The sequence below is a fragment of the Serratia sp. P2ACOL2 genome (assembly GCF_003691565.1).
Lineage (GTDB): Bacteria > Pseudomonadota > Gammaproteobacteria > Enterobacterales > Enterobacteriaceae > Serratia > Serratia liquefaciens.
Genome location: NZ_CP033162.1, coordinates 495,767 through 521,424, shown reverse-complemented (window position 1 = coordinate 521,424; position 25,658 = coordinate 495,767). Strand labels below are relative to the sequence as shown.

The following is a 25,658-nucleotide window of genomic DNA, read 5'->3' as shown; positions in this document are numbered from 1 at the left end:
ACGTGAAAGATGAAGGACATATGCTAAAGCTTGAAAAACTGACCTACCTGTATGAACACCTGCCAATGCGCTTCGACCTGCGTATTCAACCGGGCGAACGCGTCGCGGTGCTGGGCCCCAGCGGGGCGGGGAAGAGCACTCTGCTCAGCCTGATCGCCGGTTTTCTGCCGTCCGCCAGCGGCAGGTTGCTGCTCAACGGTAGCGACCACACCGGCACGCCGCCAGCCAAGCGCCCGGTCTCGATGCTGTTTCAGGAAAATAACCTGTTCGCCCACCTGACGGTGGCGCAGAACATCGGTTTAGGCCTGGATCCCGGCCTGCGGCTGAATGAGGAGCAGAAGCGGCAGTTGGCGCAAATTGCCCGGCAAGTAGGGCTGGAAGAACATCTGCCCCGCCTGCCGTCGCAACTTTCCGGTGGCCAACGCCAGCGTGCCGCCCTGGCGCGTTGCCTGATCCGCCAGCGGCCCATCCTGTTGCTCGACGAACCTTTTTCAGCGCTCGATCCGGCTTTACGCAACGAGATGCTGCAACTGCTGCAGGAAGTTTGCGACCAGCGAAACCTGACGCTATTGATGGTATCGCACAACCTGGATGACGCCGCGCGCATCGCGCCACGGACCCTGCTGGTGGTGGACGGCCGTATTTTTTACGACGGCCCGACGCAGGCACTGCTGGACGGTAGCGCGCCGGAAGCCAAGGTGCTGGGCATTTCACACAAACCGTGATCTTCCGCCCGTTTTTTATGCTGTGCAAATAAACCAGTTGTGCGAATTTTTCGCCTGTGGTTTTATAAAAACCTGACTTTTTTTACTGATGATAAGGTTCCCTGTGATCACATCCTCGCTGACTTCGACCCTACTAATTACCGCGCTACCAGCCGCGGTGGTCGTCGTGCGTGTGGTGGTGGTCGTCGGCAATGCGCCGTAGGGTCCGAATCAACGCATCGATTCCCAAACCCCGCCGGCGCAAACCGGGCGGGGTTTTTAGTTTTAGCCCCCTGCCCAGAAAAGCAAACCGGCCTTGAGAAAGGATAGGAACATGGCAATTTCGGGCACGCCAAATCAAGGTAACCGCTTCACCGGCGCAGAGTTGATCGTTCATCTGCTGGAGCGTCAGGGCATCACCACCGTCGCCGGCATTCCCGGCGGCGCGGCACTGCCGCTGTATGACGCGCTGAGCCAAAGCACCCGTATTCATCACGTACTGGCTCGCCACGAACAGGGGGCGGGTTTTATGGCGCAGGGTATGGCACGCGCTAACGGCAAGGCGGCGGTTTGTATCGCCTCGAGCGGCCCGGGCGCGACCAATCTGGTCACCGCCATCGCCGACGCCAAACTCGATTCTATCCCGCTGGTGTGCATCACCGGCCAGGTGCCCTCTTCGATGATTGGCACCGACGCCTTCCAGGAAGTGGACACCTATGGCATCTCGATTCCAATCACCAAGCACAACCATTTAGTCCGCGATATCCGCGAACTGCCGCAGGTGATCTGTGACGCATTCCGCATCGCTGAATCCGGCCGCCCTGGCCCGGTGTGGATCGACGTACCGAAAGATGTTCAAACGGCGGTTATCAGCCTGGACGAACTGCCGCCGATCGCCGTTCCCGATGCGGCGCCAACCTTTGAAGCTACCGCCGTGGCGCAGGCCGCCGCGATGATCAATCAGGCCAAACGCCCGGTGTTGTATCTGGGCGGCGGCATCATCTGCGCCAACGCCTATCAGCAGGCGATTGAGCTCGCTGAACGCGCCAACCTGCCCACCACCATGACGCTGATGGCATTGGGCGCCATGCCGGTGCAGCATCCGTTGTCGCTGGGCATGCTGGGTATGCATGCGGCGCGCAGTACCAACTTTATTCTGCAAGAGGCTGATTTACTGATCGTGCTGGGCGCGCGCTTTGACGATCGGGCGATTGGCAAAACCGAGCAATTCTGTCCAAACGCCAGCATCATTCACGTGGACATCGATCGCGCCGAACTGGGCAAGGTAAAGCAGGCCAATATTGCCATTCACGCCGACGTAGGCCAGGTATTGCAACAACTGCTGCCTCAAATTGAAGTACAGCCACGCAGCGAATGGCTGAGTACCGTCAATGATCTCAAGCGCGAGTTCCCGTTTAGCATGCCTAACGCCGAAGATCCGCTGAGCCACTACGGGCTGGTGCTGGCTGCCGCGCGCTGCGTGGACGAAAACGCCATCATTACCACCGACGTGGGCCAGCATCAGATGTGGGTAGCACAAGCCTATCCGCTGAGCCGACCGCGCCAGTGGCTGACCTCCGGCGGGCTGGGCACCATGGGCTTCGGCCTGCCGGCGGCGATCGGCGCTGCCCTGGCCGAACCGCAGCGCAAGGTGCTGTGTTTCTCCGGTGACGGCAGCCTGATGATGAACATTCAGGAAATGGCGACCGCCGTCGAACATGACCTGGACGTGAAAATTATCCTGATGAACAACCAGGCGTTGGGGCTGGTGCACCAGCAGCAAACGCTGTTCTACCAGCAGCGCATTTTCGCCGCCGCCTATCCCAAGCGCACCGACTTTATCAAGATTGCCGCCGGTTTCGGGATGGACACCTGCGATTTGAATGCCGCAGAAGATCCGCAGGCGGCACTGGCCGAAGCGATCCAACGTCCAGGGCCTTGCCTGATCCATGCGCTGATTGATATTAATGAAAAAGTTTTCCCGATGGTGCCGCCGGGCGCTGCCAACATCGACATGATTGGAGAATAAGCCATGTCAGAACAACGCAATAACCCACAGGTGATCCTGGAACTGGCGGTACGTAACCACCCTGGCGTGATGTCGCACGTCTGCGGCCTGTTTGCCCGCCGCGCCTTCAACGTGGAGGGCATTCTTTGCCTGCCGCTGAAAGACGGTAAACAAAGCCGCATCTGGCTATTGGTGGCGGACGATCAACGGCTGATGCAGATGATCAGCCAGGTAGAAAAACTCGAAGATGTGCTGCAGGTAAAACGCCACAGCGAAGACGTGCGGGTGTTTGAACAGCTGGAAGCCTTCTTCCAGTAAGGTGGCAGAACACCAAACCCTATCCACTATGGATTTCACGTGACAGCTAGGCGGCAAGAGCCTGAATCCCCAGGCGCTTACTTAGGTAAGTAACTGGGGTTTAGGGACGCAGCCAACAACGCTGCCGCTTGAAAGACAACGGGGATATCAGCCAGCCAACACCTTCCACAGCAGGTGACGATAAACCGGCATCAGCGGTTGCTGGTGCAGATAATAAAAGGTGCCGATCGCCAATCCCCAGCTCAGGACGCAGGCTATCCGCAGACGTACCGGTGACAGCCACTTGCCAAGCCGGTCGGCGCTGCGTTTGCCTTCGCGCCACCATCGCCAGCTCAGCCAGGCGGCCAACCAAATCAATACCACTACCGCAAACAGCAACCACTTAAATAACGCACTGTTGGTGCTGGCAGGGATATCGATGGCTACGCCGGCCAAAATACCGGGGAAGAAATAGACTGGTGGCCAGGCAATACAGCCGATGATGTTAGGCAACGCGAATTTATACGGCGGCAAATCGAGCATGCCGGCCACCATCGGCACCAGCGGGCGCGTTGGGCCAACAAAGCGCCCAATCAGGATGGTCGCCATACTGTGTTGGTGCAACGCGTGCTCGGTCTTGTCCAGCATCGCTTTGTTCTTCTTCAAGAATGACCAGCGGTGCAGCGGCCCCTTGAAGGCGCGGCCGATAAAGTAAGAAATCCAGTCACCCAACAGGCAACCCACGATGCCCGCAGCCCAGGCATAATAGAAATCTACCTGACCGCTGCCGATCAACGCACCGATACTGGCCATCATGACCGTGCCGGGCAGCAACAGCCCCACCAGCGCCAGCGATTCCAGAAACGCGACAAACATGACCACCATCAGAGTGAAAGCCAATGATTGGGTGATCAAGTGCTGTAAATAGGCTTCCATTAAACCTCTGTTCGTTATCCAAAGCGCGTGGGCGTGGGATTGTCCGGTGCGGCCGGGAGCGAGTCAACCTGTGAATTGTATGCTTTTTTGGCAGAACTGTGCGGCCATGGACAATTACTGTATAAAAACCCATACTATAATTTATCTACCAGAACCAAAGCTTTCGCAAACAGCCAACGACACCACGCCTTGAGCATCAGGGGAATACCCAATGGATTTCAAGTTGCGGCTAGCCGGCAAGAGCGAGAGTCCCCAGGAGCTTACTCAAGTAAGTGACTGGGGTGAACGCACGCAGCCAACAACGCCGCAGCTTGAAATACGAAGGGTATATGATGTCACTCCAACAGGGCTTTCTGCTCACCCGCCACTGGCGTGATACGCCTGCCGGCACCGAGGTGGAGTTTTGGCTGGCGACCGACAATGGGCCGCAGCAACTTCGTCTGGCGCCGCAGACCTCCGTAGCCTTTATCCCGGCCGAACAGCGCCAGCGCGCTGAACTGCTGCTGCGTGAGGAGCGGCAACTGGAGCTGAAACCCCTGCCGTTGACTGACTTTCACCATCGCCCGGTGGTGGGGCTTTACTGCCGGCAGCATCGCCAATTGATCAAGCTGGAAAAGTTGCTGAAAGACGGCGGCGTCAATGTCTACGAGGCCGATATCCGTCCACCGGAACGCTACCTGATGGAGCGTTTCATCACCGCACCGGTGTGGTTCAGCGGCCAGGCCAACGGCAACGGCCCGCTGCAGGGCGGCCAAATGAAACCGGCGCCGGAATACCGCCCAACCTTGAAGCTGGTCTCCCTGGACATTGAAACCACCGCGCACGGCGAGCTGTACTCGATTGCCCTGGAAGGCTGCGGCCAGCGCCAGGTTTACATGCTTGGGCCCGCCAACGGCGGCAATGAACCACTGGATTTTGAGTTGGAGTACTGCGTCAGCCGTCCGCAAATGCTGGAACGGCTGAACCAATGGCTTGAGCGGCACGATCCCGACGCCATTATTGGCTGGAACCTGGTGCAGTTCGATTTGCGCGTGCTGCAAAAACACGCCGAACGCTATCAGATCCCGCTGCGACTGGGCCGTGGCGGCAACCTGCTGGAGTGGCGCGAACACGGTTTCAAACAGAATCACTTTTTCGCTTCCGCTGCCGGTCGCCTGATTATCGACGGCATTGAAGCGCTGAAATCCGCCACCTGGAACTTTCCGTCGTTCAGCCTGGAACACGTGTCGCAAACGCTGCTGGGAGAAGGCAAGTCTATCGATAACCCTTACCAGCGCATGGCAGAAATCGACCGGCGCTTTGCCGAAGACAAGCCCGCGCTGGCGCGTTACAACCTGAAAGACTGCGAACTGGTTACGCGAATTTTTGCCAAAACCGAGTTGCTGACCTTCCTGCTGGAACGCGCCACGGTTACCGGGCTGGCAGCCGACCGCAGCGGCGGTTCTGTGGCCGCCTTCAGCAATCTGTATATGCCGCGCATGCACCGGCTGGGCTTTGTGGCCCCCAACCTGGGTGAACAGCCCGAGGAACACAGCCCCGGCGGTTTTGTGATGGATTCGCAACCCGGCCTGTATGACTCGGTGCTGGTGCTGGATTACAAGAGCCTGTATCCCTCAATCATCCGCACCTTCCTGATCGATCCGGTTGGCTTGGTCGAAGGCATGCGAAACCCAGGCGATGCGGACTCGGTGCCAGGTTTTCGCCACGCGCGTTTTTCACGCAGCAAGCACTGTTTGCCGGCGATCGTCGAGCAGATCTGGCAAGGCCGTGAAGCGGCGAAACGTCAGCAGAACAAAGCCTTGTCGCAGGCCTTAAAGATCATCATGAACGCGCTGTATGGCGTATTAGGATCGAGCGGCTGTCGTTTTTTCGATCCCCGATTAGCCTCGTCGATCACCCTGCGCGGCCATGAAATCATGCGGCAAACGCGCGAGCTGATCGAGGCGCAGGGGTATCAGGTGATCTACGGCGATACCGACTCGACCTTCGTTTGGCTCAAACAACCGCATGACGAGCAGCAAGCGGCGCAAATAGGCCAAAAGCTGGTGCAACAGGTGAACCAATGGTGGCAACAGCATTTGCAGCAAGAGTACGGGCTGGAAAATGCGCTGGAACTGGAGTTTGAAACCCATTACTCACGCTTCCTGATGCCTACCATTCGCGGCGCCGAGCAGGGCAGCAAAAAACGTTACGCGGGGCTGATCACCCAGCCGGACGGCAGCGAAGAGATGGTCTACAAGGGATTGGAAACGGTGCGCACCGACTGGACACCGCTGGCACAGCAGTTTCAGCGCCTGCTGTATCAACGCATTTTTAAACGCCAGCCCTACCAGGATTTTGTGCGTGAATACGTTAGTCAAACGCTTAACGGTGATTTCGACGATCGGCTGGTCTACCGCAAGCGTCTACGCAGAAAGCTGGACGACTATCAGCGCAACGTTCCACCGCATGTGCGCGCAGCACGTATCGCCGACGACTATAATCGTCAGCAGGGACGACCGTTGCAATACCAAAACGGCGGCTGGATCAGCTATGTCATGACCGTGGCCGGGCCGGAGCCGCTGGAGACCCAGCAGTCGGCGATTGATTATCCCCATTATCTGGAGCGCCAGCTGCAGCCGGTAGCAGACGCTATACTGCCATTTTTACATGACGATTTTACCACGCTGGTGACCGGGCAGATGGGACTGTTTTAACATTCCGCCCGCCAGCAGGGTTTGGTGAAGGGTTAAGAAAAATCATCGGGTTTTGCAGGTGACGAACGCGCCGCCTTCCATTACCATAGCGCCCTTCCCAAATTCTGGACCCACACACCCCCCATGTCGTCTGACGATGTATGCATGGGATGAATAGCTATTGCCCGCCATATTAAAATAAATCGGGATTAGCAGACGTTTGATACGGGTGCCGCGGCCCTTTCCGCCCGGTAACAAGACTTACTTAAAAGAATCGAGCCGACAATATATGCCTTTTACACTTGGTCAACGCTGGATCAGCGATACGGAAAGCGAATTAGGACTGGGAACCGTCGTGGCGCTGGATGCGCGCATGATTACCCTGCTTTTCCCCGCAACCGGTGAAAACCGCCTCTACGCCAGAAATGACTCGCCAATCACCCGCGTGATGTTCAACCCGGGCGACACCATCAGCAACCACGAAGGGTGGGAACTGCAGGTCGAAGAGGTCAAAGAGGATAACGGTCTGCTGACCTATATCGGCACCCGCCTGGATACCCAGGAGAGCGGTGTGGCGATGCGCGAAGTGCTGCTGGACAGCAAATTGACCTTCAGCAAACCGCAGGACCGCCTGTTTGCCGGCCAGATCGACCGTATGGACCGTTTCGCCCTGCGTTTCCGCGCGCGTAAATACCAGAGCGAGCAGTATCGCCTGCCGTTCGCCGGCCTGCGTGGCATGCGTGCCAGCCTGATCCCGCACCAGTTGCATATCGCCTATGAAGTCGGCCAGCGTCATGCGCCGCGCGTTTTGTTGGCGGACGAAGTTGGATTGGGTAAAACCATCGAAGCCGGGATGATTATCCACCAGCAGTTGCTGGCAGGCCGCGCCGAGCGCGTATTGATCGTGGTGCCGGAAACCCTGCAGCACCAGTGGCTGGTCGAAATGATGCGCCGCTTCAACCTGTATTTCTCTCTGTTTGACGACAGCCGTTACTCAGAGGCCAAACTCGACAGCAGCAACCCGTTTGAAACCGAACAGCTGGTGATCTGCTCGCTGGACTTCGTACGCCGCAACAAGCAGCGCCTGGAAGAACTGGCCGATGCCCAGTGGGATCTGTTGGTGGTGGATGAAGCGCACCATCTGGCCTGGAGCGAAGATGCGCCGAGCCGTGAATACCAGGTGATCGAACAACTGGCAGAACACATTCCCGGCGTGCTGCTGCTGACCGCAACGCCAGAGCAACTTGGCCAACAAAGCCACTTCGCCCGTCTGCGCCTGCTGGATCCGAACCGTTTCCACGACTACCACGATTTTGTTGCCGAACAGCAAAAATATCGCCCGGTGGCCGATGCCGTTACCTTGCTGCTCAGCGGTGAGCGCCTGGCCGACGACAAGCTGAACCTGCTCGGCGAGCTGATCGACGAACAAGACATTGAACCGCTGCTGAAAGCCGCCAACAGCGACGGTGAAAACAGCGAGCAGGCGCGCCAGGAACTGGTCACCATGCTGATGGACCGCCACGGCACCAGCCGCGTGCTGTTCCGTAACACGCGCAACGGCGTCAAAGGCTTCCCACACCGCAACCTGCACCAGATCAAACTGCCGTTGCCGACCCAGTACCAGACCGCCATTAAAGTGTCCGGCATCATGGGCGCGAAGAAAACCGTTGAGGCGCGCGCACGCGACATGCTCTATCCAGAGCAAATCTATCAGGAATTCGAAGGCGAGAACGCCACCTGGTGGAACTTCGATCCTCGCGTTGAATGGCTACTGAACTATCTGGTGGCCAATCGCCACGAAAAAGTGCTGGTGATCTGCGCCAAGGCCGCCACCGCGCTGCAATTGGAGCAAGTGCTACGGGAACGTGAAGCTATCCGTGCCGCAGTGTTCCACGAAGGCCTGTCGATTATCGAACGCGACCGCGCCGCCGCTTACTTCGCCTCCGAAGAAGACGGTGCCCAGGTGCTGTTGTGTTCCGAGATCGGCTCCGAAGGCCGTAACTTCCAGTTCGCCAGCCATCTGGTGATGTTCGACCTGCCGTTCAACCCGGACCTGCTGGAACAGCGTATTGGCCGTCTGGACCGTATCGGCCAGATGCATGACATTCAAATCATGGTGCCGTACCTGGAGAACACCGCTCAGGCAGTTCTGGGCCGCTGGTTCCACGAAGGGCTCGATGCCTTCGAGCATACCTGCCCGACCGGCCGTACCATTTACGACAGCGGCTACGAGCAGCTGATCGCTTTCCTGGCTTCGCCGACCGAGCAGGAAGGGCTGGACGAGTTCATTCACGCCTGCCGCCAGCAGCACGACCACCTGAAAATGCAACTGGAGCAGGGCCGTGACCGCCTGCTGGAAATGCACTCCAACGGCGGCGAGAAAGCGCAGGCGCTGGCGGAAGCCATTGCCAATCAGGACAACGACGTCAATCTGGTGGGCTTCGCGCTGAACCTGTTCGATATCGTCGGCATCAACCAGGACGATCGCAGCGACAACCTGATTGTTCTGACGCCGTCCGACCACATGCTGGTGCCCGACTTCCCGGGGCTGCCGCAGGACGGCTGTACCGTCACCTTCGATCGTGAACAGGCCCTGTCGCGTGAGGATGCCCAGTTCGTCAGTTGGGAACACCCGATTATCCGCAACGGCCTGGACTTGATCCTGTCCGGCGATACCGGCAGCTGTGCAGTTTCTCTGTTGAAAAACAAGGCACTGCCGGTCGGTACCCTGCTGGTCGAGCTGGTGTATGTGGTCGAAGCGCAGGCGCCGAAACATCTGCAGCTGACTCGCTTCCTGCCGCCAACGCCTATCCGCATGTTGATGGATCGCAAAGGCACCAATCTGGCAGCGCAGGTTGAATTCGAAAGTTTCAACCGCCAGTTGAACGCGGTCAACCGCCATACCTCCAGCAAGCTGGTCAATGCGGTGCAACAGGATGTGCATGCCATGTTGCAACAGGCGGAAAGCCTGGTTGAAGAACAGGCTCGCGCCCTGATCGAGCAGGCCAAACAGGAAGCGGATGACAAGCTGAGCACCGAGCTGGCTCGTCTGGAAGCCCTGAAGGCGGTCAACCCGAACATTCGTGATGACGAGGTAGAAACGCTGGAGTTCAACCGCAAGCAGGTGCTGCTCAACCTGAATGAGGCGGGATGGCGTCTGGATGCAATCCGTCTGGTGGTCGTCACTCACCAGTAACCCGCGCCAGGGGAACTGCAGTTCCCCTGGCCGTTACTCTCAGCGGAGCCAACAAAATGGAACCCTACAATCCCCCGCAGGGCCCGATGCATATCCTGTATCAGGATGAGCACATTATCGTGGTCAACAAGCCAAGTGGCCTGCTGTCGGTCCCGGGCCGCGCGCCGGAAAATAAAGACAGCCTGATGACGCGCATTCAGGCGGATTTTCCGGCTGCCGAATCGGTGCATCGTCTGGATATGGCCACCAGCGGGGTGATTGTGGTGGCGCTGAACAAGGCGGCCGAGCGTGAACTCAAGCGCCAGTTCCGCGAGCGCGAGCCGAAAAAGTCATACATCGCCCGCGTGTGGGGGCATCTGGCGCAGGATGAAGGTCTGGTGGATTTACCGCTGATTTGCGACTGGCCGAATCGGCCGCTGCAGAAAGTGTGTTTCGAGACCGGCAAAGCGGCGCAAACCGAATATCTGGTGTTGTCACGCGACGCCGACGGCAGCACGCGGGTCAAACTCATGCCGATCACTGGCCGCTCGCACCAGCTGCGCGTGCATATGCTGGCGCTGGGGCATCCTATCCTCGGCGACGGTTTCTATGCCACGCCAGAAGCCAAAGCCATGGCGCCGCGTTTACAGCTGCATGCACAAGAGCTGCGCATTACCCATCCGGCTTTCCAGACGCCGATGCACTTTCGCGTCGAACCCGACTTCTGACCGATATAAAGAGGGGCTCAGAGAATACCGAGCCCTCACCTCTTTTTACTTAAAGCCTTTCTCGCGTTTGATCAGGTCGTAGGCCGCCTGAATTTCCTGCGCTTTCTGCTTGGCCATTTCCATCATTTGCGGCGGCAAACCTTTCGCTACCAGCTTATCCGGATGGTGCTCGCTCATCAGCTTGCGGTAGGCGCGCTTGATGGTGGTCGCGTCGTCGCTGCTGCTGACACCCAATACCTTGCAGGCATCCTCCAGCGTTGGACCGCGTTGCGCCTGCTGGTAACCGCCTTGCGAATAACCGCCCTGCTGACCGCCGCCAAACTGGCGTCCGCCCTCCATCATGCTGAGGAACTGGTCGAACTGCGCACGTGAAATGCCCAGCTCTTCGGCGATCACATACAGTACCTGCCGTTCGTTAGGATGCAGTGACCCGTCGGCAAACGCCGCCTGGATCTGAATTTCCAGAAACATCCTAATCAGGTCAAAACGGCCAAAGCAGATGCTGCGGAACTGCTGCAGCGTTTCTCTCAGCGGGAACTGGCTCTGTTTGCCTTCACGAAACGCCTGCTGCGCCGCGGTACGGGCTTCCCCGTGCAGTTGCAGACGATCCATAAACAGGCTGGCGATCTGAATATCCGCCTCGGTAACGCGCCCTTTTGATTTGGTCAGGTGACCCATCACCTGAAAAGTGGTGCGGAAAAACAGCGTTTGCCGCGTTTGCTGGTCGGTAAAAAAGCCCCGGCTGCGCTTATTGCTACGCGCAGAGTCGATCATATGACCGACAATCAGCCCCAAAACTACACCCCAGAATCCCGCGCCAGCCCAAATGGCCACGATGACCCCGAGCAGTTTTCCCCAATACTGCATATACTCCTCAATTATCATGCCGAAAGCCGACTGCTCCCTTCCGTCTTAGGTAAGGGTTAAGGCGATTTTTCTCAGGATTTGGATTATCATACCTGTCATTTATCTTTGCGCCTATCGACGACGCAAGTAAACGGCCGGATTTAACACTAGCGCAACGCAGATGAGTGATATAGTCTCTGACCGTTTGCCGGACATGACGCCTCTGATGACGGAACACCAAAACCGCGTATGAAAAAAAGTTTCCCAACACTGCTGGCCACACTGATTTGGACGGCACTCTACAGTCAGCACGCGCTGGCTGACCTGGCCGAGCAATGTATGCTTGGCGTTCCTGTTTATGACAAACCGCTGGTCAGCGGCGATCCTAACAGCCTGCCTGTCACCATTCACGCCGATGATTCACGCGCGGACTATCCGAAAAGCGCGCTGTTCACCGGCAACGTGAATATTGAACAAGGCAACAGCACCCTGACCGCCAAACAGGTTGAACTGAACCAGACGCAAGACGCGGGGCAAACCGAACCGGTTCGCACCGTGACCGCTACGGGTGACGTGCACTACAGCGACAACCAGATCAAGTTGAAAGGCCCGAAAGCCTGGTCGAACCTGAATAATAAAGATACCGACGTCTATGAAGGCGACTACCAAATGGTGGGCCGTCAGGGACGTGGCGACGCCGACAAAATGAAGATGCGCGGCGCCAACCGTTACACCATTTTGGAAAACGGGACCTTTACCTCCTGTTTGCCGGGTGATAACAGCTGGAGCGTAGTCGGTTCCGAGGTGATCCACGACCGCGAAGAGCAAGTCGCTGAAATCTGGAACGCCCGCTTCAAAATTGGCGGTGTACCGGTATTCTACAGCCCGTACCTGCAATTGCCGGTCGGTGATAAGCGTCGTTCCGGCTTCCTGATCCCGAACGCAAAATATGGCAGCAGCAATGGCTTTGAGTTCATGCTGCCGTATTACTGGAACATTGCGCCGAACTTCGACGCCACTATCACCCCGCATTACATGTCCAAACGTGGCCTGCAGTTACAGAACGAATTCCGCTACCTGGTGCAGCCGGGTCTGGGCCTGATGGAATTGGACTGGTTGCCGGACGACAAGGAATACAGCAAGGACAATCCTGACGACAGTAAGCGTTGGTTGTTCTACTGGAATCACAACGGCGTGATGGATCAGGTGTGGCGTTTCAACGTCGACTACACCAAGGTCAGCGACTCCAAATACTTTACCGATCTGGATTCCAAATACGGTTCGACCACCGACGGTTATGCGACGCAGAAATTCAGCGTCGGCTACGCCATTGATAACTGGGACGCGACTTTAAGCTCCAAACAGTTCCAGATTTATGACGATACCGATCGCAGCAGCTCAGACTCCTACAAAGTTCAGCCGCAGCTCGACCTGAACTACTATAAAGAGGATCTCGGCCCGTTCGATTTCCGCATTTATGGTCAGGCCGCCAAGTTTATCAGCGTCAACCCCTATAGCCCGGACGCCACCCGTCTGCATATGGAACCGACGCTGAGCCTGCCGTTGACCAACGGTTGGGGCAGTATCAATACCGAAGCCAAGCTGCTGGCGACCCATTACCAGCAGGATATTCCTGACGGTTTCGCCAACAACTACAAGAACCGTACCGGCAGCGACGCCCCCGATCTCGAAGATTCGGTCAACCGCGTGTTGCCGCAGTTCAAGGTCGACGGCAAGATGGTGTTCGATCGCCCAATGAACTGGTCCGAAGGCTATACCCAGACCCTCGAGCCACGCGTACAGTACCTGTATGTACCCTATCGCGACCAAAGTAACATCTACACCTACGACACCACGCTGCTGCAAACCGACTACTCCGGTTTGTTCCGCGACCGCACCTACAGCGGCCTGGATCGCATTGCCTCACAGAACCGCGTATCGACCGGTTTGACCTCGCGTATTTATGATGATGCGCTGGTTGAACGTTTTAACGTTTCCGTGGGTCAAATCTACTACTTCAGCCGTTCCCGTACCGGCGACAAAACGACGAATTACGACAACAATGACGACACCGGTAGCCTGGCCTGGGCCGGCGACACCTATTGGAAGATTGACGATCGTTGGGGCCTGCGTGGCGGCCTGCAGTATGATACGCGTCTCAATAGCGTCTCGTTGGGTAACGCCGTGGTGGAATACCGTCAGGATTCCGAACGCGTATTGCAGTTGAACTACCGTTACGCTACGCCGGAGTATATTGAGACGGCACTGAACACCAGACAGGTGCCGGCTTATCAGGACGGTATTTCGCAGGTGGGCGTCACCGGCAGTTGGCCAATCGCCGATCGCTGGGCCGTCGTGGGGGCTTATTACTACGACACCCGTGCCCAACAGTCCGCCGATCAGTTGCTCGGTCTGAAGTACAACACCTGCTGCTGGGCAGTGACCTTGGGCTACGAGCGCAAGATCACCGACTGGAACAACAGCAACAATACCAGCGTTTATGACAACAAAGTTTCATTCAACATCGAACTGCGTGGCCTGAGCAGCGATCACAGTCTGGGCTCCGCGGAAATGTTGCGTTCCGGCATACTGCCTTACCAGCGTGCATTTTGATACTTTGTAACACTTTGAAAACGAGAACTTTCACCCGCATTTGCGGATTACAGAATGGGAAAAGTATGAAGAACTGGAGAACGCTTATTCTCGGATTGGTGGTTTGTGCCAATACCGCGTTCGCAGCACCCCAAGAAGTGGATAAAGTCGCCGCCGTCGTGGATAACGGCGTGGTACTTGAGAGCGACGTAAACACCCTGTTGCAGTCGGTGAAGCTCAATGCGCAGCAGGCCGGTCAGCAATTGCCGGATGACAAGACCCTGCGTCACCAGATCCTTGAACGTCTGATTATGGATAACATCCAACTGCAGATGGCCAAGAAAATGGGGATTAACGTCTCCGATGCCGATCTGGACAAAGCCATCGGCAACATCGCCGCACAGAACAAAATGAGCATCGATCAGATGCGCAGCCGTCTGGCGTATGAAGGTCTGAACTACAACACTTACCGTTCGCAGATCCGCAAAGAAATGCTGATCAGCGAAGTGCGTAACAACGAAGTTCGCCGCCGCGTCACCATCCTGCCTCAGGAAGTGGACTCACTGGCGACTCAGGTTGGCGCTCAGAACGGCAGCGATACCGAAATGAACATCAGCCACATCCTGATCCCGCTGCCGGAGAACCCGACACAGGCGCAGGTTGACGATGCTGAAGCCCTGGCTAAACAGCTGATGGGTGAAATCAACGGCGGCGCAGACTTCGGCAAGCTGGCCATCTCCTACTCTGCCGATTCCCAGGCGCTGAAAGGCGGCAACATGGGCTGGGGCAAGCTGCAGGAGATCCCTACCCTGTTCGCCGAAAGACTGGTTAATGCCAAAAAAGGCGACGTGGTTGGGCCAATCCGTTCCGGTGTCGGCTTCCACATCCTGAAAGTGAATGATATCCGTGGCGCCAACCAGTCGGTATCTGTCACCGAGGTTCATGCTCGTCACATTCTGCTGAAACCTTCCGTGGTGCTGACCGACGATCAGGCACGTGCCAAGCTGCAGGCGGTAGCCGAAGCTATCAAGAGCGGTCGCGCCAAGTTTGCTGACGAAGCCAAACAGCTTTCTCAGGATCCGGGTTCTGCACTGCAGGGCGGCGATCTGGGCTGGGCTTCTCCAGACATCTACGATCCGGCCTTCCGCGACGCGTTGATGAAGCTGAGCAAAGGCGAGGTCAGCCAACCGGTACACTCTTCCTTCGGCTGGCACCTGATCCAGCTGCTGGATACGCGTCAGGTGGACAAAACCGATGCGGCGCAAAAAGATCGCGCTTACCGCATGCTGTTCAACCGCAAGTTTGCTGAAGAAGCGCAGACCTGGATGCAGGAACAACGTGCTCAGGCTTACGTGAAGATCCTTGACGGTAATGCACAACAATAATCGTATCGTAATCACCCCCGGCGAGCCTGCCGGGGTTGGGCCGGATTTAGTGGCAGCGCTGGCGCAACAGGATTGGCCTGTTGAACTGGTGGTGTGCGCGGATCCGGCCTTGTTGCTTGAACGCGCCCGACAGTTGAACCTGCCGCTACAGCTGCGCACCTATCAGCCACAGCTCCCTGCTCAACCACAGCGTGCGGGTACGTTGACGGTATTGCCGGTTGCGACTGCTCATCCAGTAGTGGCTGGTGAGCTGAATGTCGGTAACAGCGCTTACGTGGTGGAAACGCTGGCGCGTGCCTGCGACGGTTGCCTGAACGGCGAGTTTGCTGCGCTGATCACCGGCCCGGTCAACAAGGGCGTGATCAACGACGCCGGTGTGCCCTTTATCGGCCATACCGAATTTTTTGCCGATCGCAGCGGTTGCGACCGCGTGGTAATGATGCTGGCGACCGAAGAGCTGCGCGTAGCGCTGGCAACCACCCACCTGCCTTTGCTGGCAGTGCCCGGTGCCATCACTCGCCAAAGCCTGTTCGAAGTCATCCGCATTCTCGACAACGATCTGAAAACCAAATTTGGCATCGCCCAGCCGCAGATATATGTCTGCGGACTGAACCCGCATGCGGGAGAAGGCGGCCATATGGGACGCGAAGAGATAGATACCATCATCCCGGCGCTAGACGCGCTGCGGACTGAAGGTATTCATCTGATCGGCCCGCTGCCGGCGGACACCCTGTTCCAGCCCAAGTATCTGCAACATGCGGATGCGGTGCTGGCGATGTATCACGATCAGGGCCTGCCGGTGCTAAAATACCAAGGGTTCGGCCGGGCGGTAAACATTACCCTCGGTTTGCCTTTTATCCGTACCTCGGTCGACCACGGTACCGCTCTGGAACTGGCCGGCACCGGCACCGCCGATGCGGGCAGTTTCAAAACGGCCTTGAATCTCGCCATTAAAATGATAATTAATTGTAATGAATAATAAAGTCCACCAAGGGCACTTTGCCCGCAAACGCTTTGGACAGAACTTTTTAACCGATCAGTTTGTCATCGATAGCATTGTTTCCGCCATTCATCCAATGCCGGGTGAAGCGGTCGTTGAAATCGGTCCCGGCCTGGGCGCACTGACCGAGCCGGTCGGCGCGCGCATGGACCGCATGACGGTGATTGAGCTGGACCGCGATCTGGCGGCCCGTCTGGCAAACCACCCGCAGTTGAAAGACAAGCTGACCATTCACCAGCAAGATGCCATGACGGTGAACTTCGCCGAAATGGCCGAGCAGGCTGGCCAACCGCTGCGCGTATTTGGTAACCTGCCGTACAACATCTCGACGCCGCTGATGTTCCACCTTTTCAGCTATACTCAGGCCATTCGCGACATGCACTTTATGTTGCAAAAAGAGGTGGTCAACCGCCTGGTTGCCGGCCCTAACAGCAAAGCCTACGGGCGTTTAACCGTGATGGCGCAGTACTACTGCAACGTTATTCCGGTGCTGGAAGTGCCACCAACTTCGTTCACTCCGGCGCCGAAAGTGGATTCCGCAGTGGTACGTCTGGTACCGCACAAGGTGAATCCAAATCCGGTGGGTGACGTGCGCATGCTGAGCCGCATCACGACTCAGGCGTTCAACCAGCGCCGGAAAACTGTCCGCAATAGCCTGGGGGATTTGTTCACTCCGGAGCAACTGACGGAATTGGGTATCGATCCGGTACTTAGAGCAGAAAATATTTCTGTGGCGCAATACTGTAAGCTGGCTAACTGGCTTTCAGCCAATCCCGCGCCGCAGCAATAAGGAGTAGTGATCATGATTGATTCGCCTCGCGTATGTATTCAGGTACAAAGTGTCTATGTGGAATCACAGTCGATACCTGAGGAAGAACGTTACGTCTTCGCTTATACCATCACCATTCGCAATTTGGGGCGTTTCAACGTGCAGCTGCTCGGCCGTTACTGGTTGATCACCAACAGCAATGGCCGTCAAACCGAAGTTCAGGGCGAAGGCGTGGTCGGCGAGCAGCCGCTCATTCCGCCCGGGGGCGAATTCCAATACACCAGCGGCGCCATTCTTGAAACGCCACTGGGTACCATGGAAGGCCATTACGAAATGGTTGATCATCAGGGTCAGCCGTTCCAGACCGCTATTCCCGTGTTCCGCTTAGCCATTCCAACGCTGATTCACTGATTATGTCGACATATCTTATCGGCGACGTTCATGGCTGTTTTGATGAACTCAAGTCGCTATTGGCCCAGGTTGCCTTCGATCCCCAACATGACCAGCTGTGGCTGACCGGCGATCTGGTCGCGCGTGGCCCCGGTTCACTAGACGTGCTGCGCTACGTGCGCTCACTCGGACCGGCAGTACGCATGGTGCTGGGCAATCACGATCTGCATCTGCTGGCCGTTTATGCCGGCATCAGCCGCAATAAACCCAAAGATCGCATTACGTCGTTGCTGGAAGCGCCAGACGCCGATGAGCTGATCAACTGGCTGCGCCGCCAACCGGTGCTGCAGGTCGATGAGCAACTCAAGCTGGTGATGGCGCACGCCGGCATCACGCCGCAGTGGGACATTGAAACTGCGCAAACCTGTGCCCGTGAAGTGGAAGCCGTACTGAGCAGCGACAGCTATCCGCTGTTCCTCGACGCCATGTACGGTGACATGCCGAACAACTGGAGCCCGGAACTGAGCGGGCTGGCGCGCTTGCGTTTCAGCACCAATGCCCTGACGCGCATGCGCTACTGCTTCCCGAACGGCCAACTCGATATGATCTGCAAAGATGCGCCAGGCACTGCGCCTGCTCCGCTGAAACCCTGGTTTGATTTGCCACGATTGGTCGACGCCGATTACACCATTGTTTTCGGTCACTGGGCATCACTGGAAGGCAAAGGCACGCCGGAAGGCATTATTGGCCTGGATACCGGCTGTTGCTGGGGGGGCGATTTGACCATGTTGCGTTGGGAAGACCGGCAGTACTTTACCCAACCGGCCCATCGCAGCGATCTGTCCGACAGCGTACACCAGCAGGCCGCGTCATAATCCCGTCGGGGCGGTCAATGCCGCCCCGCTGTTTTCTTCTTAAGCCCCAATCACTCCACCGTCTTCACGCGTAATCATCAACACCGATGAGCGCGGACGCGGGCTATTGTTCGGGAAATGAGAATCACCTTCTTCACCCGGGTGCTGTACGTTGACGAACATCGTCTTGTAATCGGGGGTAAAGGTAATGCCGGTCAGTTCGCATGACTTTGGCCCAACCATAAAGCGGCGGATTTCGCCACTTTGCGGATCGCCCACCAGCATTTGGTTGTTGCCCTGTCCGGCATAGTCGCCCTTGTTGCTGTATTTGCCGTCGGTGAGGATCCACAGGCGACCGGTCTTATCAAAGCCCAGTCCGTCCGGACTGTTGAAAGTATTGTCGGCCGTGATATTTGGTGTGCCGCGATTCACGCCTTCCGGATGGGCAATCGGGTTACCGCACAGCGCGTAAATATCCCAGTTGAATGACGCAGCAGTGGCATCACCGCCTTCATCCCAACGGATAATTTGGCCGTAGACATTGTTCGGTCGCGGGTTAGCGGCATTCAACGGCATGCCTTCTTCACCACGTTTGCTGTTGTTGGTCAGCGTGCAGTAGGCGCGCCCATCATGTGGATTGACGGCGATCCATTCCGGCCGGTCCATTTTGGTAGCCCCCACCTGCGCCGCAGCCTTGCGGGCGAAGATCAACACTTCCGCCTCATCGCGGAAACCATTTTCCGGCGTCAGGCCATTTTTACCGAACTCCAGCGCTATCCAGCGCCCGGTACCTTTCAGCGGTGTGCCGTTGGCGTCCCCGTCAAACTGCGCCACATATAAAGTGCCTTCGTCCAGCAGGCTGCGGTTGTTGGCCGGGTTAGCCACGTCAACCACGCCTTTGGATACGTATTTATAGATGTGCTCACCACGCTCATCGTCACCCATGTAGACCACTAGGCGACCATCCTTGGCGACGGTCACCGCCGCATTTTCATGTTTGAAGCGGCCCAGCGCGGTATGTTTGATTGGCGTTGAGCCAGGGTTCATCGGGTCGATTTCGACGATCCAGCCATGACGATTGAATTCATTAGGGTTCTTCGCCACGTCAAAGCGTTCATCGTAATCCGGCCAGTTACGTTCAGGTTCGCTGACTTTCAACGTATAGCGCTTTTGGTCCGCCGTGGTCTTGTAGTCAGCCTGATGAGTGCCGAAATAGGTATCGAAATTCTCTTCGCAGGTCAGGTAAGTGCCCCAAGGGGTTTTCCCGTTGGCGCAGTTACCGAAGGTACCCAATACCTTGCGGCCGCCAGGATCCGCCGCCGTTTGCAGCAGCGCGTGCCCGGCAGCCGGGCCGCTGAATTGCATCTCGGTGTTGGCGGTGATCCGGCGGTTATAACGCGATGGGCGCTCGACCTCCCAACGTTGGCTATCACCCACACGGCGTACCGCCACGATAGAAACGCCATGGGCAGCCTGTGACTTGCGCACGTCTTCAAGACTAGTGGCTTTGGTGCCGCCATGAGCAAACAGGTATTGCTCGTTGACGTATTCGTTGTTGATGGCCATCACGCCGTGATTGTCATCAATCGGGAAGAAGCTCATACCGTCATTATTATCGCCGAATTGCTTTTCCTGATCGGCAGCGCTGTTGTTGCCCTGTGGGTCGAAAGCGGCAGCTCCCTCAACCAGCGGCTCACCCCAGGAGATCAGCACCTCGGCGCGATACCCTGGCGCAATCGCCACCTCATCAGCGGTGGAAGCGGCAATCCCTTTAAAGCCCAGCAGCTTGTTCGGTGGCAAATCTTCCGCCAGAGCCTGAGCGGAAACCGTCCAAATACCGCCGCCGAGGAAACCGGCCAGGCCAACGGCACCGGCGCTGCCCAGCAACAGTTTACGGCGAGTGGGATCGGTCAGGCGATCGGCATCTAATTGCTCAATTTTGGTCGTCATAGGTTTATTTCCTTTTTAATATGGCGCCGCGATCGAGATTCACCAGAGTTGCCGGGGCGCTCAGAGTTGGGCTTCATACTAATCAGGAAGTGTGACGAAAATGTTACAACGAAAAGTCAGGGAGAGGTGGGTGGTAAAAAGACAAAGGGCGCAATCACTTGCGCCCTCAGAAGGATACGGTTAATCGCCGGCCATTAACGGCGTTCCAGGATCTCGAAACAATAGCTGTGAGAATTCAACTCGTCGGCATCGTGGAACTCGCTGAACGAGGTTTCCCATTCGTCCGGCTCATAGTCTGGGAAATGGGTGTCACCGCCGACTTCGGCATCGATATGCGTCAGGTACATACGGTTAGCGCGTGCCAGGAACTGGGTGTAAATACGCCCGCCGCCCATCACCATCACTTCTTCCACATCACCGGCTGCGGCCAGCGCTTCGTCCAGCGAAGTCGCCCAGGTCACCCCGGCGTCGGTGCCAGGACGGCTGCTCAACACGATGTTATGGCGGCCCGGTAACGGACGACCAATAGACTCGAAAGTTTTACGGCCCATAATAACCGGTTTATTCAGCGTGTTACGTTTAAACCACGCGAGGTCCGCCGGCAGGTGCCAAGGCATGGCGTTTTCCATGCCAATAACGCGATCCGCCGCCAAGGCAGCGATCAGGCTGATAATCATTGTTAAACCCTGTGTAGGCAGCAAAATTGCTCACACTATACGTAAAGCCCCAACGGTCGTCGATAGGCTAATCAAGCAATATGAATATATAAGATAGCTCTTATCAGTATATCTAATGCCCAACAATTTTTGGCCCATGATCCTTAAACGCCGGGACGTTTGCGGTATAACCACAGCCCAGGTAATGACAGCCCAATCGATAATGCCCCCACGATAAAGCAGGCTTTGAGGAAGTTGGTCATCATGGTGGCCATCAGCGCCTCGCTGTAACCCAGATGCGAAATCTCCACCACGCTGATCATCGCGGTATAGGCCGAGATACCGGGGAACATCGGGATCACTGCCGCCACGGTAAACACCTTCGGATGCGCCAACAGCCAGCGCGACCAATAAATACCGATGATGCCAATCAGGATCGCCGCCAGCAGCGATGACCATTCAATATTCATCCCCACATGCATCATCAGCATGCGGGAGCCGTGGCCAATCGCCCCCAACAGCGCACAATAGCGCAGTGCGCGCAGCGGCACGTTGAACACCATGGCGAAACCCAACGCCGGCACCGCCGCCAGCAGCATATCCTGCAATAAGGCCCAGAGCAGACTCATGACCACCCCCGCAGATCCCACAGCGACATCGCCATCACCACGCCGATACAGGTAGCCAGCGTCAGCAGACTGGCCATCGCCCAGCGCGCCAAACCGGTATTGACGTGGCCCTTGAACATGTCGGCCACCGCGTTAATCAGCGGGAAACCGGGCACCAGCAGCAATACGCTGGCGGCCATCGCCACGGTGGAGGTTTCGTTAAACAGCGGCAGCCGCAGCAACAGCCCGGAAACCGAGGTCGCGACAAAGGCCGTCAGGCAAAAGTTAATCAAGGGATTCATGTGGCGTGCGGTCAGCACCTGACGCACCGACATAGCCAGGCCGCTGGCAATAAAGGTGACGGCAAAGGCCTTTTGATCGCCGCCGTTCAGCACGCTGAAACAACCGCATGACAGCGCCACCATCAATACCACCAGCCAGCGTGGATAACGCAAAGGGCGGATCTTGTCGAAGCGCCGGGCAACGTCATACACATCCGCCAGCCGATGCTCTGCCAAAATAACGATGTGCTGCACCTCCGTCACCATCTGCATATTGATGCCGCGATCGACGTTCTTGCGCGTGGTGGTCAGACACTCACCGTGGCTGATGGTGGTCAGCACCACCGCATTGGCCGAGATCGAACTTTCAACGCTGTCCATCCCCAGCGCTATCCCCAATCGGGTCGATAACTGCTCCACCACCGTGCTCTCGGCACCGTGCTGCAGCAACAGTAAAGCGCACTGAATGCACAGGCGGGTAATTTCACGCTGCTGTCGCTGCGCTTCCGGCTGGTCTATATGGGTTGTCTGATACATGAGGCCCCGTCGAGATCCCTGAGTGAATATTCATCATATTGCCAAACATTACCTCATTTGGTTGATGCGTATCAGGGGACGTGGCGTTATTATCGCCTCCATTACGCCTTTTGTGCAGAGAGTCAAATCATGCTTGAAACTTCGCTGTTCGTTGCTGGTATCGCCACCTTGGGCATGCTGTCACCCGGCCCGGACTTTTTCCTGGTGATCAAGAACGCCGCCCGCTACCCGCGTCTGGCCGCGATGATGACGGCTTTCGGCGTGATCTGCGGCGTCGCCACTCACATGTCTTACTGCGTCGCCGGGCTGGCGGTCGTGATCACCACCACGCCATGGCTGTTCAACGTGCTGAAATACGCCGGTGCGGTCTACCTGATTTGGGTCGGCATTCAGGCACTGCTGTCGCGCAGCGGCAGCAAGATGAACGTCAGTAACCTGCCGCCGCAGCAAACAAGCCTGAAAAGCGCCTTTGTACAGGGCTATCTGTGCAATTTGCTCAACCCAAAAGCTACGCTGTTCTTCCTGGCGGTATTCACCCAGGTGCTGCAAATCGACTCAGGGTTGGGCGAAAAGCTGTGGTATGCGGGAATTATCCTTGGCCTGTCTGCTCTCTGGTGGCCAGTTCTGGTGTTCCTGATCCAAAGCGGACCGGTGCGTCGTGGCCTGGAGAAAACGCAAAAGGTGGTGGATAAGCTGCTGGGCGGGATGCTGATTGCTCTGGGTATCAAGGTGGCGCTGAGTTAATTCGGCCATCGTGGGCGCAGCCCGACGGCTGCGCCCATTAGGCTTATCCCTTGGCTTCCACCACTTCATCTTCCGGCGCTTTGCCATCAATACTGCCACGCCAACCACTCTGCGGAACTCGCGCCAACCGGTCCTGATCCTGTTCGATGGCCGCGCTGAGCATTTCTTTCGCCCGCTGCAGGCTGGCAACGCGGAATTCGGTATCCTGATAATTATCCAGCGTGTCTTCCAGCATTTTCAGGTTATAGCGGCGGAACGTATCCGCTTTTTCCCGCGCCTCGTAGGCGTCCAGCCCCAGCAACTCCAGCGTCTCACGACCAATGCGTAGCGAACTTTCAAAGGTTTCCCGCTCCGGCTTTTCCACACCTAACTGACGCAGCTGATACCAGTGATCGACATCACGCGCGCGCGCTACCACTTTCAGGTGCGGGAAGTGCCGTTTGGCCAACTCGGTCAGTTGCAGGTTAGCCTCCACGTCGTCGATGGCGTTGATCAACACCTTGGCGTGCTCGGCACCGGCGGCCTCCAGCAGATCGGCGCGGGTGGCATCACCATAAAACACCTTGGTATCGAACTTGCGCAGCGTTTCAATATGGTCAGGATCGTGATCCAACACCACGGTATGTACGCCATTGGCCAGCAGTAAACGGCCGGCTATCTGACCGAAACGACCAAACCCGGCGATGATCACGCTGGCATTCTCTTCATCAATCACATCCGCCGGGCGTTCGTCTTTCGGCGTATTTTTCTCGAGCCGTGTTGCCACTACCAGCAGCAGCGGCGTCGCCGCCATCGACAGGGCAACCGCCAGCGTCAATGATTTGGCCCAATCTGGCGGCAATACTCCGGCCAGTTGAGCGGCGCCGAAGATCACGAAGGCAAACTCACTGCCCTGACCCAGCAGGATCGCGAACATGCCGCGTTGACGCTTCGGCACCCCAAGCCAGGGGCCAATCAGCCACAGCAGCGCCGCCTTGATCAGCATAAAGCCCAGCAGCAGTGAGGCGATCAGCAGCGGGTGATGGAACAAGGTACCGAAGTCGATCGACATGCCAACGCCGATAAAGAATAGCCCGAGCAGCAGCCCCTTGAACGGCTGAATATCGCTTTCCAGCGCATGGCGGTATTCAGAGCTCGCCAGCAGCACCCCGGCGAGGAAGGCGCCCATCGCCATCGACAGCCCGGCCATTTCCAGCAGAATGCCAAAGCCGAACACCAGGAACAGCGCCACGGCGCTGAAAACCTCACGCATGCCCGATCGCGCGACAAAATGCAGCAGCGGCCGGGTCACATAGCGCCCCAGCAGTACCACTATTGCCAGCGCACCCACTACTTTGGCCGCTGACAGGGAAAACGCCGCTAACGTAGTCGTGGCACCGCTGCTGGCCAGCAGTGGGATCATCGCCACCAGGGGGATCGCCGCGATATCCTGGAACAGCAGTGCCGCAAACGCACTACGACCAATCGGCGACGGCGTCAGGTTACGTTCGCTCATGGCCTGCATGGCGATGGCGGTGGATGACAACGCCAGCGTCAGGCCAATCAGCAGCGCCACCTTCCAGTTCAATCCGAGGAAGTAGCAAAAGGCGCTCAGCGCCAATCCGCATGCTGCCATCTGAATAATGCCACCGCCAAATACCGAGGCGCGCAGCGTCCACAGCCGTTTCGGATCCAACTCCAGGCCGATGATAAACAGCATCAGCACCACGCCGATTTCGGCAAAGGTGAGGATCGATTCGGCATCGGAGACCAGCTTCAGCCCCCAGGGGCCAATAATGCAGCCGGCAATCAGGTAGCCCAACACCGAGCCCAGCCCGAGCCGCACCGCAATCGGCACAAACAACGCGGCCGATCCCAAATAGATCAGCCCCTCAATCATCATCTGGTGATTATCCATGCTCAACTCCCTGCTCGGCGGGTTCACCGTGTTCCATCAGATAGGCTACCAGCCGTTGACGGTAGGCTTCCCCTGCCGCAATCAGCGCCGGTTCATTGCAGGTAAAGGTGTTATGCACGGCAAAATACGGTTGCCAATGCATACCGCAGTACAGCGCCGTCGCTTGCAGCGGCTGCCCGAGAGCCGCGAAGTTCGGGTAATCGCCCAGCTCGAAATGGTGTTCATCGCCACCGCTGGTCACTGCCCACAGCACATCTTTGCCCACCAGGGCATTGCCTTCATGACCATAGGCCCAGCCGTGCTCCAGCACCTTATCGATCCACAATTTCAGCAGCGGCGGTTGGCTGTACCATTGCATCGGATGTTGCAGCACTACCAGATCGGCGCGCTCCAGTGCCCGCTGTTCGGCATTGATATCGATGTTGAAGTCGGGATACAGCTCATACAGCGAGCGTACCTCCACCTCGGGAATATCCTTCACGGCCTGCAGCAGGCGGTGATTGGCATGCGAATGCCGGGGATAGGGATGGGCGTAAATAATCAGAATCATTGTTGTCGTCGTTCCTTCGTTCCATGCCAATACATCAAGCATATACCAATCACACAGAGTGACAGTTTGCTGAATG

At 57.2% G+C, this 25,658-nt stretch carries 22 protein-coding genes; 14 read left to right on the top strand and 8 right to left on the bottom strand.

Annotated elements, in window-relative coordinates:
- The first annotated feature begins 20 nt into the window (after positions 1–20).
- The 4 genes from thiQ to ilvN all read left to right on the top strand — a co-directional run bounded on the left by thiQ (position 21) and on the right by ilvN (position 3,030).
- Positions 21–725 carry a thiamine ABC transporter ATP-binding protein ThiQ gene (gene thiQ / locus EBA31_RS02500; RefSeq protein WP_041415214.1) on the top strand — a complete coding sequence of 235 codons (705 nt, stop codon included), beginning with the start codon at positions 21–23 and terminating at the stop codon, positions 723–725.
- A 103-nt stretch (positions 726–828) separates the two neighbouring features.
- A complete protein-coding gene (ivbL, locus tag EBA31_RS02495) occupies positions 829–927 on the top strand; it encodes an ilvB operon leader peptide IvbL (protein ID WP_122077151.1) in 99 nt (32 codons plus the stop codon).
- A 111-nt stretch (positions 928–1,038) separates the two neighbouring features.
- Positions 1,039–2,733 carry an acetolactate synthase large subunit gene (gene ilvB, locus EBA31_RS02490; RefSeq protein WP_122077147.1) on the top strand — a complete coding sequence of 565 codons (1,695 nt, stop codon included), beginning with the start codon at positions 1,039–1,041 and terminating at the stop codon, positions 2,731–2,733.
- 3 nt (positions 2,734–2,736) lie between these two features.
- On the top strand, positions 2,737–3,030 hold the full coding sequence (gene ilvN, locus EBA31_RS02485; protein ID WP_116691300.1) for an acetolactate synthase small subunit: 294 nt from the start codon (positions 2,737–2,739) through the stop codon (positions 3,028–3,030).
- Between the two features lie 147 nt (positions 3,031–3,177).
- Here the strand turns inward: ilvN and EBA31_RS02480 are convergent, their stop codons facing one another.
- A complete protein-coding gene (locus EBA31_RS02480; protein ID WP_122077144.1) occupies positions 3,178–3,945 on the bottom strand; it encodes a DedA family protein in 768 nt (255 codons plus the stop codon).
- A 332-nt stretch (positions 3,946–4,277) separates the two neighbouring features.
- Here EBA31_RS02480 and EBA31_RS02475 point away from each other — a divergent pair, with 332 nt between their 5' ends.
- The 3 genes from EBA31_RS02475 (at position 4,278) to rluA (ending at position 10,523) form a co-directional block, all read left to right on the top strand.
- Positions 4,278–6,641 carry a DNA polymerase II gene (locus tag EBA31_RS02475; protein WP_162302928.1) on the top strand — a complete coding sequence of 788 codons (2,364 nt, stop codon included), beginning with the start codon at positions 4,278–4,280 and terminating at the stop codon, positions 6,639–6,641.
- 268 nt (positions 6,642–6,909) lie between these two features.
- Entirely contained in the window at positions 6,910–9,816 is a 2,907-nt protein-coding gene (gene rapA, locus EBA31_RS02470; RefSeq protein ID WP_122077140.1) for an RNA polymerase-associated protein RapA, read from the top strand.
- 56 nt (positions 9,817–9,872) lie between these two features.
- Positions 9,873–10,523 (top strand): bifunctional tRNA pseudouridine(32) synthase/23S rRNA pseudouridine(746) synthase RluA, encoded by a 651-nt coding sequence (gene rluA / locus EBA31_RS02465; protein ID WP_046374535.1) that lies wholly within the window; start codon positions 9,873–9,875, stop codon positions 10,521–10,523.
- Between the two features lie 45 nt (positions 10,524–10,568).
- On the opposite strand, the gene djlA is transcribed toward rluA, so the two are convergent.
- Positions 10,569–11,390 carry a co-chaperone DjlA gene (djlA, locus tag EBA31_RS02460; protein ID WP_020825180.1) on the bottom strand — a complete coding sequence of 274 codons (822 nt, stop codon included), beginning with the start codon at positions 11,388–11,390 and terminating at the stop codon, positions 10,569–10,571.
- 228 nt (positions 11,391–11,618) lie between these two features.
- Here djlA and lptD point away from each other — a divergent pair, with 228 nt between their 5' ends.
- From lptD to apaH, 6 genes are all read left to right on the top strand, one after another.
- Entirely contained in the window at positions 11,619–13,982 is a 2,364-nt protein-coding gene (gene lptD, locus EBA31_RS02455; protein ID WP_122077138.1) for an LPS assembly protein LptD, read from the top strand.
- 65 nt (positions 13,983–14,047) lie between these two features.
- Positions 14,048–15,346: a peptidylprolyl isomerase SurA gene (surA, locus tag EBA31_RS02450; protein ID WP_041414190.1), complete on the top strand. Its 1,299-nt coding sequence runs from the start codon at positions 14,048–14,050 to the stop codon at positions 15,344–15,346.
- Entirely contained in the window at positions 15,333–16,325 is a 993-nt protein-coding gene (gene pdxA, locus EBA31_RS02445; protein ID WP_122077135.1) for a 4-hydroxythreonine-4-phosphate dehydrogenase PdxA, read from the top strand. Before surA ends, pdxA begins: the two co-directional genes overlap by 14 nt.
- Positions 16,318–17,136: a 16S rRNA (adenine(1518)-N(6)/adenine(1519)-N(6))-dimethyltransferase RsmA gene (gene rsmA, locus EBA31_RS02440; protein ID WP_020825176.1), complete on the top strand. Its 819-nt coding sequence runs from the start codon at positions 16,318–16,320 to the stop codon at positions 17,134–17,136. The genes pdxA and rsmA overlap by 8 nt, the downstream gene beginning before the upstream one ends.
- A 12-nt stretch (positions 17,137–17,148) precedes the next feature.
- Positions 17,149–17,526 carry a Co2+/Mg2+ efflux protein ApaG gene (gene apaG / locus EBA31_RS02435; protein WP_012005174.1) on the top strand — a complete coding sequence of 126 codons (378 nt, stop codon included), beginning with the start codon at positions 17,149–17,151 and terminating at the stop codon, positions 17,524–17,526.
- 2 nt (positions 17,527–17,528) lie between these two features.
- Positions 17,529–18,380, top strand: a complete 852-nt coding sequence (apaH, locus tag EBA31_RS02430) for a bis(5'-nucleosyl)-tetraphosphatase (symmetrical) ApaH (protein WP_116691303.1) — start codon at positions 17,529–17,531, stop codon at positions 18,378–18,380.
- Positions 18,381–18,419: 39 nt separating this feature from the next.
- Here apaH and EBA31_RS02425 read toward each other — a convergent pair whose 3' ends face one another.
- From EBA31_RS02425 to EBA31_RS02410, 4 genes are all read right to left on the bottom strand, one after another.
- Positions 18,420–20,309: a PhoX family phosphatase gene (locus EBA31_RS02425; protein ID WP_122077131.1), complete on the bottom strand. Its 1,890-nt coding sequence runs from the start codon at positions 20,307–20,309 to the stop codon at positions 18,420–18,422.
- A gap of 194 nt (positions 20,310–20,503) precedes the next feature.
- Positions 20,504–20,986 (bottom strand): type 3 dihydrofolate reductase, encoded by a 483-nt coding sequence (gene folA / locus EBA31_RS02420; protein ID WP_020825173.1) that lies wholly within the window; start codon positions 20,984–20,986, stop codon positions 20,504–20,506.
- Between the two features lie 143 nt (positions 20,987–21,129).
- Complete coding sequence (locus tag EBA31_RS02415; protein ID WP_020825172.1) at positions 21,130–21,594, bottom strand: threonine/serine exporter; 465 nt, start codon at positions 21,592–21,594, stop codon at positions 21,130–21,132.
- Positions 21,591–22,391, bottom strand: a complete 801-nt coding sequence (locus EBA31_RS02410) for a threonine/serine exporter ThrE family protein (protein WP_122077128.1) — start codon at positions 22,389–22,391, stop codon at positions 21,591–21,593. The genes EBA31_RS02415 and EBA31_RS02410 overlap by 4 nt, the downstream gene beginning before the upstream one ends.
- 129 nt (positions 22,392–22,520) lie before the next feature.
- Here EBA31_RS02410 and EBA31_RS02405 point away from each other — a divergent pair, with 129 nt between their 5' ends.
- Positions 22,521–23,135 (top strand): LysE family translocator, encoded by a 615-nt coding sequence (locus EBA31_RS02405; RefSeq protein ID WP_020825170.1) that lies wholly within the window; start codon positions 22,521–22,523, stop codon positions 23,133–23,135.
- A 43-nt stretch (positions 23,136–23,178) separates the two neighbouring features.
- Here EBA31_RS02405 and kefC read toward each other — a convergent pair whose 3' ends face one another.
- Together kefC and kefF are read right to left on the bottom strand one after the other, a co-directional pair.
- Positions 23,179–25,032: a glutathione-regulated potassium-efflux system protein KefC gene (gene kefC / locus EBA31_RS02400; protein ID WP_020825169.1), complete on the bottom strand. Its 1,854-nt coding sequence runs from the start codon at positions 25,030–25,032 to the stop codon at positions 23,179–23,181.
- Positions 25,025–25,582 carry a glutathione-regulated potassium-efflux system oxidoreductase KefF gene (gene kefF / locus EBA31_RS02395; RefSeq protein ID WP_020825168.1) on the bottom strand — a complete coding sequence of 186 codons (558 nt, stop codon included), beginning with the start codon at positions 25,580–25,582 and terminating at the stop codon, positions 25,025–25,027. The genes kefC and kefF overlap by 8 nt, the downstream gene beginning before the upstream one ends.
- Between the last annotated feature and the right edge of the window lie 76 nt (positions 25,583–25,658).